This is a genomic window from Rhizobium azibense (assembly GCF_004342325.1).
In the GTDB taxonomy this organism is placed as follows: Bacteria; Pseudomonadota; Alphaproteobacteria; order Rhizobiales; family Rhizobiaceae; genus Rhizobium; species Rhizobium etli_B.
Genome location: NZ_SMBJ01000007.1, coordinates 220,808 through 233,846, shown reverse-complemented (window position 1 = coordinate 233,846; position 13,039 = coordinate 220,808). Strand labels below are relative to the sequence as shown.

At 59.9% G+C, this 13,039-nt stretch carries 11 protein-coding genes and 1 riboswitch; of the genes, 5 read left to right on the top strand and 6 right to left on the bottom strand.

Translation table 11 applies throughout. The features are described 5' to 3' along the window. The first annotated feature begins 4 nt into the window (after window positions 1–4). The gene (locus tag EV130_RS19150; protein ID WP_074062869.1) at window positions 5–1,840 is read left to right on the top strand and encodes an ABC transporter ATP-binding protein/permease; all 1,836 of its coding nucleotides are present in this window, start codon (window positions 5–7) and stop codon (window positions 1,838–1,840) included. Window positions 1,841–1,935: 95 nt separating this feature from the next. On the opposite strand, the gene EV130_RS19145 is transcribed toward EV130_RS19150, so the two are convergent. Together EV130_RS19145 and EV130_RS19140 are read right to left on the bottom strand one after the other, a co-directional pair. Next, window positions 1,936–3,762: an ABC-F family ATP-binding cassette domain-containing protein gene (locus tag EV130_RS19145; RefSeq protein WP_074062870.1), complete on the bottom strand. Its 1,827-nt coding sequence runs from the start codon at window positions 3,760–3,762 to the stop codon at window positions 1,936–1,938. 3 nt (window positions 3,763–3,765) lie between these two features. Continuing rightward, on the bottom strand, window positions 3,766–4,416 hold the full coding sequence (locus EV130_RS19140) for a thiamine diphosphokinase (protein ID WP_074062871.1): 651 nt from the start codon (window positions 4,414–4,416) through the stop codon (window positions 3,766–3,768). A gap of 95 nt (window positions 4,417–4,511) precedes the next feature. After that, window positions 4,512–4,625, top strand: a riboswitch (TPP riboswitch). A 48-nt stretch (window positions 4,626–4,673) separates the two neighbouring features. Between EV130_RS19140 and thiB the strand changes: the two genes are divergently transcribed. The 4 genes from thiB (at window position 4,674) to EV130_RS19120 (ending at window position 9,836) form a co-directional block, all read left to right on the top strand. Next, window positions 4,674–5,696, top strand: coding sequence for a thiamine ABC transporter substrate binding subunit (gene thiB, locus EV130_RS19135; protein WP_074062872.1), 1,023 nt, complete (start codon window positions 4,674–4,676; stop codon window positions 5,694–5,696). Next, a complete protein-coding gene (gene thiP / locus EV130_RS19130; protein WP_074062873.1) occupies window positions 5,696–7,333 on the top strand; it encodes a thiamine/thiamine pyrophosphate ABC transporter permease ThiP in 1,638 nt (545 codons plus the stop codon). The genes thiB and thiP overlap by 1 nt, the downstream gene beginning before the upstream one ends. Continuing rightward, window positions 7,320–8,039 (top strand): thiamine ABC transporter ATP-binding protein, encoded by a 720-nt coding sequence (locus EV130_RS19125; RefSeq protein WP_196776296.1) that lies wholly within the window; start codon window positions 7,320–7,322, stop codon window positions 8,037–8,039. The genes thiP and EV130_RS19125 overlap by 14 nt, the downstream gene beginning before the upstream one ends. Before the next feature lie 252 nt (window positions 8,040–8,291). After that, window positions 8,292–9,836, top strand: a complete 1,545-nt coding sequence (locus EV130_RS19120) for a M48 family metalloprotease (RefSeq protein ID WP_074063376.1) — start codon at window positions 8,292–8,294, stop codon at window positions 9,834–9,836. A 51-nt stretch (window positions 9,837–9,887) separates the two neighbouring features. On the opposite strand, the gene EV130_RS19115 is transcribed toward EV130_RS19120, so the two are convergent. From EV130_RS19115 to EV130_RS19100, 4 genes are all read right to left on the bottom strand, one after another. Further along, window positions 9,888–10,751, bottom strand: a complete 864-nt coding sequence (locus EV130_RS19115) for an RNA polymerase factor sigma-32 (RefSeq protein WP_022717472.1) — start codon at window positions 10,749–10,751, stop codon at window positions 9,888–9,890. A 376-nt stretch (window positions 10,752–11,127) separates the two neighbouring features. Continuing rightward, window positions 11,128–11,700, bottom strand: coding sequence for a CarD family transcriptional regulator (locus tag EV130_RS19110; RefSeq protein WP_074062875.1), 573 nt, complete (start codon window positions 11,698–11,700; stop codon window positions 11,128–11,130). Between the two features lie 399 nt (window positions 11,701–12,099). Next, window positions 12,100–12,438 carry a ferredoxin FdxA gene (gene fdxA, locus EV130_RS19105; RefSeq protein WP_074062876.1) on the bottom strand — a complete coding sequence of 113 codons (339 nt, stop codon included), beginning with the start codon at window positions 12,436–12,438 and terminating at the stop codon, window positions 12,100–12,102. Window positions 12,439–12,632: 194 nt separating this feature from the next. Continuing rightward, entirely contained in the window at window positions 12,633–13,037 is a 405-nt protein-coding gene (locus tag EV130_RS19100; RefSeq protein WP_074062877.1) for an RNA-binding S4 domain-containing protein, read from the bottom strand. Window positions 13,038–13,039: the final 2 nt, after the last annotated feature.

The following is a 13,039-nucleotide window of genomic DNA, read 5'->3' as shown; positions in this document are numbered from 1 at the left end:
CATAATGGCAGACGACGTCGAAGGCAGGCCGAGCATTCAAGGGCAGGATAGAGTAGGTTTCGAACTCAGCCTCGGATACCGCCTGAAACTGATGTTCGCGGCATTCTGGGATTCCAAAGTCCGCGGAAGGATTCTGCTTCTCGCCTCGATTCTGCTCGCCGTAATTCTGGCGACGGCCTATGGCCAGGTCATCTTGAACCGCTGGAACGCGCCGTTCTACGATTCCCTGCAGCGCCGCGACGTTGGCGAATTCTTCCATCAGCTCCAGGTCTTCGCGCTGATTGCCGGTTCGCTATTGCTCATGAACGTCGGCCAGGCGTGGCTCAACCAGATGACCGCGCTTTATATGCGCGAAGGGCTGACCCGTGACCTCGTGGATCATTGGCTGAAGCGCAAGCGTGCGCTGCGTCTCGCCTCAACCGGCCTGATCGGCGTAAACCCGGATCAGCGGCTGCATGAAGACGCCCGCAATCTTGCAGAAAGCACGACCGGCCTGACGCTCGGCCTCATCCAGTCGACGATCCTGCTCGTCAGTTTCATCGGCGTTCTCTGGGAGCTTTCGAGCGGTTTCGTCTTCCATTTTCGCACCTACGCCTTTGCCATTCCGGGCTATATGGTCTGGGCCGCGATCTTCTATGCGGCATCCGCCTCGATCCTCAGCCAGATCGTCGGCCGAAAGCTGGTGATATTGAATGCCGACCGCTTCTCCAAGGAAGCGGAGCTTCGCTTTTCGCTCATGCATGCCAACGAGAACATGCCGGCGATTACCGTGGCCCGCGGCGAGGAAAACGAACGTCGGCGGATCAATGAGGATATCACTTCGGTACTTGCCATCCTGAAGCGCCTGACCATGGCCAACACCAACCTCACCTGGGTTTCTGCCGGCTACGGCTGGCTGGTCATCGTCGTCCCGATCATCGTCGCGGCTCCCGCCTATTTTTCGGGGAGCCTGACCTTCGGCGAGTTGATGATGTCCGTCGGCGCCTTCAACCAGGTCAATACCGCCCTGCGCTGGTATGTTGCTAATTTCGCCGCGATCGCCGAGTGGCGCGCGACGCTGATGCGCGTGACGGATTTCCGCCATGCCTTGCACGGCATGGACGAGCCCATCAATCCGAAGAATGCGATCGCCTACGAGGATAACGCGGATACGCTAACCCTGAAGAATCTCATGATCGCCGCCAAGCTCGGCGAAGAGATCGATCTGTGCGGCGGCTTTGCCGTCCGCGAGACGGATGTCACGATCAGGGCCGGCGAGAAGGTCATGATCAACGGCGATCACAATGTGAACCGCAAGCTGCTGTTCCAGGCGCTTGCCGGCCTCTGGCCCTGCGGCAGCGGCAAGATAGGGTTGCCGCCCACCGACGGGATGCTTTTCGTTCCAGAGGTGGCCTATGTGCCCGGTGGCACGTTGCGCGAAGCGCTGTCCTTTCCCGAACCGGTGGACACCTACAAGAGCGAGGACGTCGAAGCAGCGCTCAAGAAAGCCGGCCTTGGCCACCTCATTGCGCGTCTCGATAGACGGGCCCGCTGGGACAAGATACTTGACTCCGATGAGCAGAAGGCGATCGGCTTTGCCCGCCTGCTGCTGGCGCGGCCGCGCTGGATCATCTTCGACGAAGTGCTGGAGGGCCTTGAGCCGGAATGGCAATCCACCCTGATGGCACTGCTGACGACGCTGTCCGATTCCACCATGATTTATATCGGACGGTCTGAGGCCTACCTCGAAACCTTCAATCCACGTACATTGCATTTGCATCCACTGGCGGCCAAGATCGACCAGCCGGCCCTTCCGGCAGCGGGAACTGGCACGGCACACGCACCTGCGCCGGTCGTTTGAGCATTCGCAGTGCCACGCGTCGAAGCAAGGACAGACAGGGCCTGCGCGACGTCTGAAACGATGAGCGAGACAGAATCGCATCAACCCTCGAGCCGCTAGCCCTCCAGCTCCTCGCGCAGCATTTCAAGCTCCAGCCATTCTTCTTCCATCTTCGTCAGGCTGTCGCGCAACTTTTCCATTTCCGCCGCAAGCCGGTTGAAGGTGGCAGTATCTTTGCTGAAGAGATCGGGGTCGGCCATCTTTGCTTCGCGCCTGGCGATTTCAGCTTCTGCCTTGGCCATTTCCTTGGGCAGGGTCTCGAGCGCGAATTTCTGCTTGTAGGAGAGCTTGCCTTTGCCCCTGGAGACATCTGCCACGCCCGCAGCAGTCCCGGTTTTCGGCTTCTCCGTGGCCTTGTCGGCTTGCTTGCGCTCCTCCATTGCGCCCTTGCGCTGGGCAAGCATGTCGGAATAGCCCCCGGCATATTCGATCCAGCGTCCATCAGGCGCGTCGGGGACGGCGGGTGCGATGGTCGAGGTCACCGTGCGGTCGAGGAAGTCGCGGTCGTGGCTCACGAGGATGACCGTGCCCGGGAAGCCGGCGACGATTTCCTGCAGCAGGTCCAGCGTCTCGAGATCGAGGTCGTTGGTCGGTTCATCGAGGATCAGAAGATTGGTCGGGCGCGCGAGGATACGCGCCAGCATCAGCCGCGCGCGCTCACCGCCTGACAGGTTCTTGATCGGCGTGCGCGCCTGCTCCGGCTGGAACAGGAACTCCTTCATATAGCCGGTGACGTGCCGTTGCTCCCCGTTCACAAGCAGGTTCTCGCCGCGCCCGTCGGTCAGGTAGTGCGCGAGCGTATCCTCCAGATCGAGATCTTCGCGCTTTTGGTCGAGCGTTGCGATCTCGAGATTGGTCCCGAGCTTCACCGTGCCGCTGTCTGGCGCGAGCTGTCCCGTCAGCATCTTCAGAAGCGTCGTCTTGCCCGCGCCGTTTGGTCCGACCAGACCGATGCAATCGCCGCGATTGACGCGGATCGAGAAGGGCGCAACGATTTGGCGGTCACCGAAGGTCTTGGTGATCTTTCTCGCTTCGATCACCAGCTTGCCGGATTCCTGCGCCTCGGACACGGAAGCCTGCACGGTCCCCTGCGGCCCCTTGTGGCCACGATACTGCGAACGCATGGTCTGCAACTCGCCGAGGCGGCGCATATTGCGCTTGCGACGCGCGGTTACGCCGTAGCGCAGCCAGTGCTCCTCGCGTTCGATCGCCTTGCCGAGCTTGTGCTGCTCCAGTTCTTCCGCCTCGAGCACCTGGTCACGCCAGGTTTCGAAATGGGCAAAGCCGCGGTCGAGCCGCCGCGACATGCCCCGGTCGAGCCAGACGGTCGCCGTCGAGACCCTTTCGAGGAAACGGCGGTCGTGGGAAATCAGGACCAGCGCGCTGCGGCTCTTTTGGAGTTCGCCCTCCAGCCATTCGATGGTCGGAAGGTCGAGATGGTTCGTCGGCTCATCAAGCAGGAGAATATCCGGCTCAGGCGCCAGCACGCGGGCAAGCGCGGCACGTCGCGCTTCGCCGCCGGAAAGCTTCTTCGGATCCTCATCGCCCGTGAGACCGAGATGCGAAAGGAGGTAGGTCACGCGATAAGGGTCATCACCCGGTCCCAAACCGGCTTCGGCATAAGCCTGCACCGTATTGAAACCGGCAAAATCCGGAGCCTGCTCCAAGTAACGCACCGTCGAGGATGGATGGCGGAACACCTCGCCTGATTGTGCTTCAACGATCCCTGCGGCAATCTTCAGAAGGGTCGATTTGCCCGAGCCGTTACGGCCGACCAGACAGATCTTGTCGCCCGGCTCGACCTGCAGATTCGCGCCGGCCAAGAGAGGCGTTCCGCCGAAGCGTAGGAAGATATCGTAGAGTTTCAGGATGGGAGGGGCCAAAAATCAGACTCCGGAAAAATCATCAGGGCGGGCAAGGACGATCGCCCGGCCGCTGCCGAGCGTGAAACGGACCTTGCCTTGTGCAATGTTGGAAATGGTACGCGAGGAGCCGAAGGGCAAATGAAAATCGATGAGCGGATAGCGGGCGTTCTCGATGAAAAGACCATGCAGCTCGCTGAAGCCGGATACCGAAAACAGGCTGTTCCTCGGCAAATCGAGCTCGATCGTACCGGCGATAAGCGGCACGGCCTCCTCCGTTCCGGAGGTCAACAGAATGTCGAAGCCCTGTTCGGCAAGGCTGACGGCGTAAAGCAGGTGCTGCAACGCGTGGTCCGAGCGCTCTCCGCCGAGCGCACCGGCAAGGACAAGTCGCCGTGCGCCACGGGCAATCGCCTCCGACACGGCGATTTCACCATCCGTTGCGGCCTTGGCGGCCGGGTAGGGCTGTTTCGGGACGTGCGGAAATGCCCCCTCCAGATCCGGCGGTGTCGAGTCGAAATCCCCGACCCAAAGCTCAGGCACGACGCCCAGCGCTGCTGCATGCCGCATCCCGCCGTCGGCGGCGATGAAGCGGCTGCCTGAAACGGCAGAACGCAGGCGCTCGGTCAGGCTGAGTTCGCCGCCGAGCAGGATCGTGAAAGTGGATTGGCTCATCGCATTGCCCATAGCGCAAAGCAGGGGCCAAGGGAAAGGGTCTACCGTCAGCGTGCTTGCCCTTGTCATAAGGCCGTCATGGCGATACATCTGCCGACGCTCTAACGGGGTGCCTGGACGTCCGCAAGGATACCGGCTGAGAGGCATTAAGCCAACCCGCGGAACCTGATCCGGATAACACCGGCGGAGGGATTAGACGCGTGACATTCGCCAACGCCCTTTTCCCGTTCAAAAGTAACCCAAGGAGGAGGCGCGCCATGTCCGGCCGCACATCGATTATCCCTTCGCTGACCGCAGCGTTTTTCGCCGCGACGCTCGGCGTGTCTGCCGCGCACGCCGCGCAAAAGACACTCACCATATACACGTATGAAAGCTTCACGTCCGAATGGGGACCCGGCCCGAAAGTCAAGGCCGCTTTCGAAAAGACATGCGGTTGCACGGTCAATTTCGTCAGTGTTGCCGACGGCGTCGCGCTGCTTTCGCGCTTGAAGCTCGAGGGAGCTTCCACCAGGGCTGACGTCGTCCTCGGCATCGACACGAACCTCGTGACAGAAGCCAAGGAGACCGGCCTTTTCGACGCAAGCGGCGTCGATGTCAGCGCGCTCAAGGTGCCGGGCGGCTTCGTGGACGAGGTCTTCGTTCCATACGACTACGGTCACTTCGCGATCATCTACGACAGGCAAACGATCAAGCACCCGCCTCAGAGCATGAAGGATCTGGTCGAAGGTGATCCTTCGCAAAAGATTGTCATCGAGGATCCACGAACCTCGACGCCGGGCCTCGGCCTGCTGTTGTGGGTCAAATCGATTTACGGCGACAAGGCGGCGGAAGCCTGGAACAAGCTCAAGAACCGCATCCTGACCGTCACGCCCGGGTGGTCGGAGGCCTATGGCCTGTTCACCAAGGGAGAGGCGCCGATGGTGCTGTCCTACACCACATCCCCTGCCTATCACATGGTGACTGAAAATACCGATCGCTACCAGGCCGCAGCTTTCTCGGAGGGCCATTATATCCAGATCGAGGTCGCTGGCCTATTGAAGAATGCACCCGAGAAGGATCTCGCCCGCGACTTCCTGAAGTTCATGGTGACGCCGGGCTTCCAGGATACCATCCCAACGAACAACTGGATGATGCCCGTTTCCGCAACGTCCACGCCGCTGCCGGATGCCTTCAGCGCGCTCGTCAATCCGGCAAAGACCTTCCTGATGAGCCCCGACGAAGTCGCCAGGAACCGCAGGGCCTGGATCGACGAGTGGCTTGCGGCGATGAGCATGAACTGATGCTCGAGACCGCAGCCGAACGACGGCGTGCATTGACCGGCGGGGCAATCAGCCTCGCCGCCATCGCGCTCTTTGTCGGCCTTGCAGCGGTCTCGTTGTTTTTTTCCGGGGGCAGCGCGGCAATCCTCGGCATTGTTCTCGATCCTTATATTCTGCGTGTGCTGCGCTTCACGATGCTGCAGGCGCTGCTTTCGACCGCACTTTCCATCGCCTTTGCGATTCCGGTCGCACGCGCGCTCGCCCGCCAGCCGCATTTTGCCGGGCGGGTGTGGATCGTCCGTCTGATGGCGGTTCCCATGGGGCTGCCGGTACTGATCGGAGCACTCGGCTTGATCGGGATATGGGGCAGGCAGGGGATGTTGAACTCGCTGCTGATGAAGGTCGGGCTCGACGAACCGGTCAGCATCTATGGGCTGACCGGCATCCTTCTCGCCCATATCTTCTTCAACCTGCCGCTTGCCTGTCGCCTGATGCTTGCAGGTCTCGAACGCGTGCCCGCCGAATACTGGCTGATGGCAAGCGGCCTCGGCATGCGGTCCGGCTCGGTCTTCCAGTTTGTCGAATGGCCGGCGATCCGCCAGCTCATTCCCGGGATAGCCGGCTTGATCTTCATGCTGTGCGCCACCAGCTTCACGTTGGTGCTGATCCTCGGTGGCGGCCCTGCAGCAACCACGATCGAGGTCGCGATCTACCAGTCGCTCCGTTTCGATTTCGACCCCGGCCGCGCAATCGCCTTGTCGCTCCTTCAGATCGCGCTGACGGCGATGATCCTCGGTGCGATGGCATTTATTCCGCGGATCGGAGATGAGGGCCTTACCGAAGGCAGAAGCATCAAGCGGCTCGATGGCAAAAGCCCGCGCGCCAGACTGGCCGACGGTCTGCTCTTGCTGATCGCCGTGCTTTTCCTCGGCCTTCCGCTGGTGTCGATCATCGCCGCCGGGTTGGACGCCGATCTCATAAAGCTGCTGCAGGAGCCGATCTTCTGGCAGTCAGCCGGGATGAGTTTTGCGATCTCGCTTTCGGCGGCCCTCTTCTCGATCGTCCTTTCGATGGCCATGATTCGTGCCCGGCATGCAATCGTATCGAAGAGGCGGCGCGACGTTGCCGACAGGATCTTTTTTTCAGCCATGGGCGGCGCATCGTCGATGGTCCTGCTCGTGCCGCCAATCGTACTGGCAACCGGCTGGTTCATGGCACTGCGTGCTTTCGGCGATGCGACGCGCTTTGCGGCCCTGCTCGTCGTTCTCATCAATATGCTGATGGCACTTCCCTTTGTCATGCGCGTGCTGGAGCCGGCCTATCTCGTGCATCAGCGCCGGACGCAGAAACTGGCCGCAAGCCTTGGGATTACAAGCCTAGCTCGATTGAGATTCATCGATTGGCCGGCCTTGAAGAAGCCGCTGCTCACCGCCTTGTCGTTCGCCATGGCGCTCTCGCTCGGCGATCTCGGGGCCGTTGCCCTCTTCGGCTCCGAAGGCTTTGTCACATTGCCCTGGCTCATCTACAGCCGCATGGGCAGCTACCGGACGAACGATGCCGACGGCCTTGCGCTGATCCTCGGTCTCATTTGCCTGCTGCTGACAATCGCCGGAACGGCCGGCGAGCCGAGACGGGAGAATGGCGATGGCGAGCGCTGATCAGGACGAGATCGAAATGCAGGACGTGCGCCTGGTGCTCGGCACGCACGCCTTCTGTTTCGATTGCCGTCTGCCGGCCGGCCGGATCGTCGCGGTGAGCGGCCCTTCCGGCGCCGGTAAGTCAACCTTTCTCAATCTCCTTGCCGGTTTTGAACGGCCTGACAGCGGCCGCGTCCTGATGCACGGTGCCGATGTAACGGCCGCCTATCCGGCCGAACGTCCAGTCTCGGTCGTCTTCCAGGACAACAATCTCTTTGCCCATCTGGATGTCTTTACCAATATCGGACTGGGAATCGATCCGGCGTTGAAGCTTGGCGCCGAAGATCGCAGAGAAATTTCCCGGGCGCTTGAGAAGGTCGGCCTGGCCAGTTTCGAACGCCGAATGCCCGCAACGCTTTCCGGTGGAGAACGGCAGCGAGCCGCATTTGCGCGCGCGCTTGTGCGAAAGCGCGCCGTTCTGCTGATGGATGAACCTTTTGCAGCACTTGACCCGGGCCTGCGCGCAGGCATGAGCGAACTGCTGCTTGGTTTGCACATGGAGACCGAAAACACGGTGATCATCGTTTCGCATGATCCCGACGAAGTGCGCCGCATCGCCGATTTCGGCGTCTTTATCGATAAAGGCGCGATTGTTCTTGCCGCGCCACTCACCGAGTATCTCGCGCGGGAAGATATGCCCGCGCTGAGGCGATTTCTGCACGGTTGACGAATCTCATAATTGCGATGGCACTTTCGCCACAATTTCATCCGAGCGAAAGATCCACCGTTGGACGCCACGCTTGCTAAAATACAACGGCGCTACAATTAAACAGAGTCTCGCTATGCAACCGATGCGGAAATCAGTTACAGCAGTAGCGTGTGTCTTCCCGCTTTGCAGTGCGAGAACCGGGATGGACGACTGTTGAACCCCGTTGGAAGCGGCCGGATCGGACATGCGGCAAACCGGCCGAAAAGCAAGATGACTCGGAGAGCCAGGCTGGACAGCATGACGACGTGGAAACGCCCTGTGCCCTCCAGTGACGTGTTTTCTGCGCCATACCGGTGGAGCCGCCATGCGCTGCTGGTGTCTGCGGCGGCAGTCGCGCTCAATGGCTGCCAGTCGATCCTCGAGCAATCCTATCAGCCGACGGTCTCTCCCTCTTCCAGCCCGCAGATCGTCGATGAAGTGCAAAAGAATGATCCGCGTGCCGCCATGGGCGCGCGCGAACATCCGCGTATCGTTGCCAGCTACGGCGGCGAATACAAGGACGCCAAGACTGAACGCCTCGTTGCGCGCATTGCCGGTGCGCTGACGGCGGTATCGGAGAATCCGAGCCAGTCCTACCGAATCACGATCTTGAATTCGCCTGCAATCAACGCTTTCGCGCTGCCGGGCGGTTATCTCTATGTAACCCGTGGGCTGCTGGCGCTTGCCAACGACGCTTCCGAGGTCGCCGCCGTGCTGTCGCATGAAATGGGCCACGTTACGGCCAATCACGGCATCGAACGCCAGAAGCGCGAAGAGGCGGAGGTCATTGCGAGCCGCGTGGTGGCCGAGGTTTTGTCGAGCGACATCGCCGGCAAGCAGGCGCTTGCCCGCGGCAAGCTGCGTCTCGCCGCCTTCTCGCGCCAGCAGGAACTGCAGGCCGATGTGATCGGCGTCCGCATGCTCGGCGAAGCGGGCTACGATCCTTACGCCGCCACTCGCTTCCTCGATTCCATGGCGGCCTATAGCCGCTTCATGTCCGCCGATCCCGAGGCCGACCAAAGCCTGGACTTCCTTTCGAGCCACCCGAACTCGGTGCAGCGTATCGATCTTGCGCGCAATCACGCCCGCGCCTTTGGCCAGGAAGGGACGGTCGGTGACAAGGGCCGGGGCTATTATCTCGATGGCATCGACGGTCTTCTCTATGGCGACAGTCCGGAGGAGGGCTATGTTCGCGGCCAGACCTTCCTGCACGGCGGTCTCGGCATTCGCTTCGACGTGCCGCCGGATTTCAGCATCGACAATAAGGTCGAGGCCGTCATGGCAACCGGGCCGGGAGACGTGGCCATCCGCTTCGACGGCGTTGCCGACAGCGACAACCAAAGCTTGACAAACTATATATCGAGCGGCTGGGTCACCGGCCTCGATCCTTCGACGATCCGACCGATCACCGTCAACGGCATGGAAGCGGCAACGGCCCGTGCAACCGCGGATCGATGGGATTTCGACGTGACCGTGGTGCGCAATAATTCGCAGATCTTCCGCTTCCTGACGGCGGTTCCAAAGGGCAGTGCCGCCTTGCAGCAGACAGCAGAGGTGTTGCGGGCCAGCTTCCGCCGCATGACACCGCAGGAGGCGGCAACGCTGAAGCCTCTGAGGATCCGGGTCATCAGCGTGCGTCCCGGCGAAAACGTCGCAACGCTGGCGGCGCGTATGCTAGGCACGGATCGCAAACTCGATCTCTTCAAGCTGATCAATGCCCTGCCAACGGGCGCCACTGTCTCGCCAGGCGACCGCGTGAAGATCATTTCCGAATAAAAAAGAACCCGGCTTTCGCCGGGCCAGTTCGTGCTGCTGGAAGTAAGAGCTTTAGGCGTGAGCCGCCATGTGGGGATCGGCACTGACAAGAGCGCTGCGCAACTTTTCCATGGCGCGGCTTTCGATCTGGCGGACGCGTTCCTTGGAGATTCCAAGATCGGCCCCGAGTTCCTCGAGCGTTGCGCCTTCTTCGGCAAGGCGGCGTGCCGCAATGATCTTCATCTCGCGCTCGTTGAGATGTTTCAGCGCCGATGTCAGCCAGATGCGGCGACGTTCGCCGTCAATCATGTTGGAAACCTGCTCGTCCGGCAACGGATCGTCACTGACGAGGAAATCCATCTTCTCCGCGCTGTCGGCATCGCCGGAAACCGAGGGCGCCTGCAGCGAGGCGTCATTGCCGGACAAGCGCGCATCCATCGTCTGGACGTCGGCAAGACTGACACCCAGGGCAGCAGCGATCTCCTGATGGATGGATTGAAGGGTAAGATGCGAGTCGCCTCTGGCAAGTTTGGCGCGTAGACGGCGCAGATTGAAGAAGAGAGCCTTTTGGGCGGAGCTCGTACCGCCGCGGACAATGGACCAGTTGCGCAGGATGTAATCCTGGATCGATGCGCGTATCCACCAGCTTGCGTAGGTGGAAAAGCGTACCTCACGCTCCGGCTCGAAGCGGGCAGCCGCTTCGAGGAGGCCGACATAACCTTCCTGGACAAGATCGCTCATCGGCAGACCGAAATTGCGAAACTTGCCCGCCATCGAAATGACGAGACGCATGTGAGCCATCGCGATCTGGTTGCGGGCGCCGCGATCCTCATTGTCCTTCCAGCGAATGGCCAGATCATGTTCTTCTTCACGAGCAAGATAGGGAGCCGCCATGGCGATTTTGATCATGCGCCGGTCTGCAGACATGTTCTTCATATCGGTCTCCTAAAAAATCAGGCCTCGCGCCCTTGAAAGAAAACAAACAGGTTACTCCCGGACCAAGCCCGCCCGGATCAAATCCAGTGTGTGAATGCATAAAAGGCCCCGCTCCTGGATTTTTCAGGAGGAGGCCCTATCTCTTTGTCATAGGCAGGTAAGGGTGGACCTCTTTCTTCAAGTTGCCGGCCTGGCAAATTGTGGAAGGCATGATCCGCTCCTCATCGAACGTTGACAGGAATGCGAACGTTCGATCAGGCAGCTATTTCCTGATGTAATCCGCACATTCTGTGTCTAAACGCGGCTGAGCGGAAAAAGTTCCATAAAAAAACCCGGCACGTGGGCCGGGCTTTTTATTAAGGAAAACAAGGCAGTATCAAGCGGCTTCGTCCTGCGAATCGTCTTCTTCGATTGCCTTGCCGCGCTTCGGACCCTTGTTGAGATTCATCTCGACGAGACGGACAGCCTCGGTTTCAGACATCTTGTTCACGGCCGCAATTTCACGCGCCATGCGATCGAGTGCCGCTTCATAGAGCTGACGCTCGGAATAGGACTGCTCCGGCTGATTGTCAGCGCGATAGAGATCGCGAACGACTTCTGCGATGGAAATCAGGTCACCGGAATTGATCTTGGCATCATATTCCTGTGCACGGCGGGACCACATGGTACGCTTGACACGTGCCTTGCCCTGCACAACCTTCAGGGCGCGCTCGACGAAATCGGTTTCTGAAAGCTTGCGCATACCGATGCTCATTGCCTTGGCAACGGGGACTTTCAGGCGCATCTTGTCTTTCTCGAAATCGATAACGAAAAGCTCGAGCTTCATGCCGGCGACTTCTTGCTCTTCGATGGCCGTAATGTTACCGACGCCGTGAGCGGGGTATACGATCGATTCACCGGTCTTGAAGCCGTGGCGTGCTGCTGAAGGTTTTTTCTGCTGGATCGTCATGCTAATCAAAAACTCCCTGTTACGCGTCCGGCAGCGGCCGGAGCCGGGTCAGTCAGGCCCGGATGAGACGGATCAGCTCCGTCGGGTGACTTCACTCTGGTCCCACCAGACAGAAGCAAAAGATCTCCCTGCGCGCGATCAATGATCGAACAGCTCAAGGCGTTGATATCTCACGGGGAACCGCGTACGGATTTCTTTTGCTTTCGTGGTGGTTTTGGGCACGCTTCGTGCCTCAAATGGATCAGTATGGCAAACCTATCATAAAAATATGAGGAAATCAATAATTTGCTTAACATGAGTCATGCGGGCAACACATGGCACCCATATCAACACATCATTTTATAAACGTTTACGCTCGGCTTCGGCTCCGTTTTCAACCCTCTGCCGGCCAGATAATCGTCAATCGCCCGAACCTGGTTTTTCGCTGAAGTACTTCTCGAACTTGCCGGGCTGTCCGTCCATCTCCTTGGCTTCCGCCATCGGTTCTTTCTTGACCGTGATGTTGGGCCAGCTGCTGGCATATTCAGCATTGATCTTGAGCCACTTGTCGAGCCCAGGCTCTGTATCCGGCTTGATGGCCTCGGCAGGACATTCCGGTTCGCAGACGCCGCAGTCGATGCACTCATCCGGGTGGATGACGAGGAAATTTTCGCCCTCATAGAAGCAGTCGACAGGGCAGACTTCGACGCAGTCGGTATATTTGCAGCGGATGCAATTGTCGGTCACGACATAGGTCATGAAGAACTCCAGGATTTTTACGCAAGCGGGGCCGGGCAACCTGGAACGTCGCGCCTTTCCCCTGGCCGGAGGACAGCGTGGACAGGCTTTGGCGGCAAGCACACTGTCCGGCAAGTTGACTGTGACGTATCGGCTTTGTGGTCGAATTTCAAGAATAAACGATCTGCCGATCAGGTCCTGATGGACAGAGTTTTCTAATCCTCGTCCGAGATCAGCCTGTCTACTGCGCGCCGCTCTTTTTTTGTCGGCCGGCCGGCGCCGGTCGAACGGACGGCCTGCTCGTAGGGGGTGAGACGTTTTGTCTCACCTTGGGGCGGCGTCAGATCCTCGTAAAGTAGTTTTGCCTCTTCGAATGGCCCGCGCCGCTCGCCCGATGCCTTCACGATCAGAACCACGTCCCGTCGATCGAGCGCCAGCTCGACGCGGTCACCCGCCTTCACCGTCTGGCTGGGTTGTTGTACGCGCTCGCCATTGATGCGAACGTGGCCCGACTGGATGTGGCCTTGCGCCAGGGAGCGTGATTTCACCATGCGCGTGAAGAACAGCCACTTGTCGATGCGCTGACGCGAACCGCTTCCTGGCTGTGTCTCCCCGCTCATCG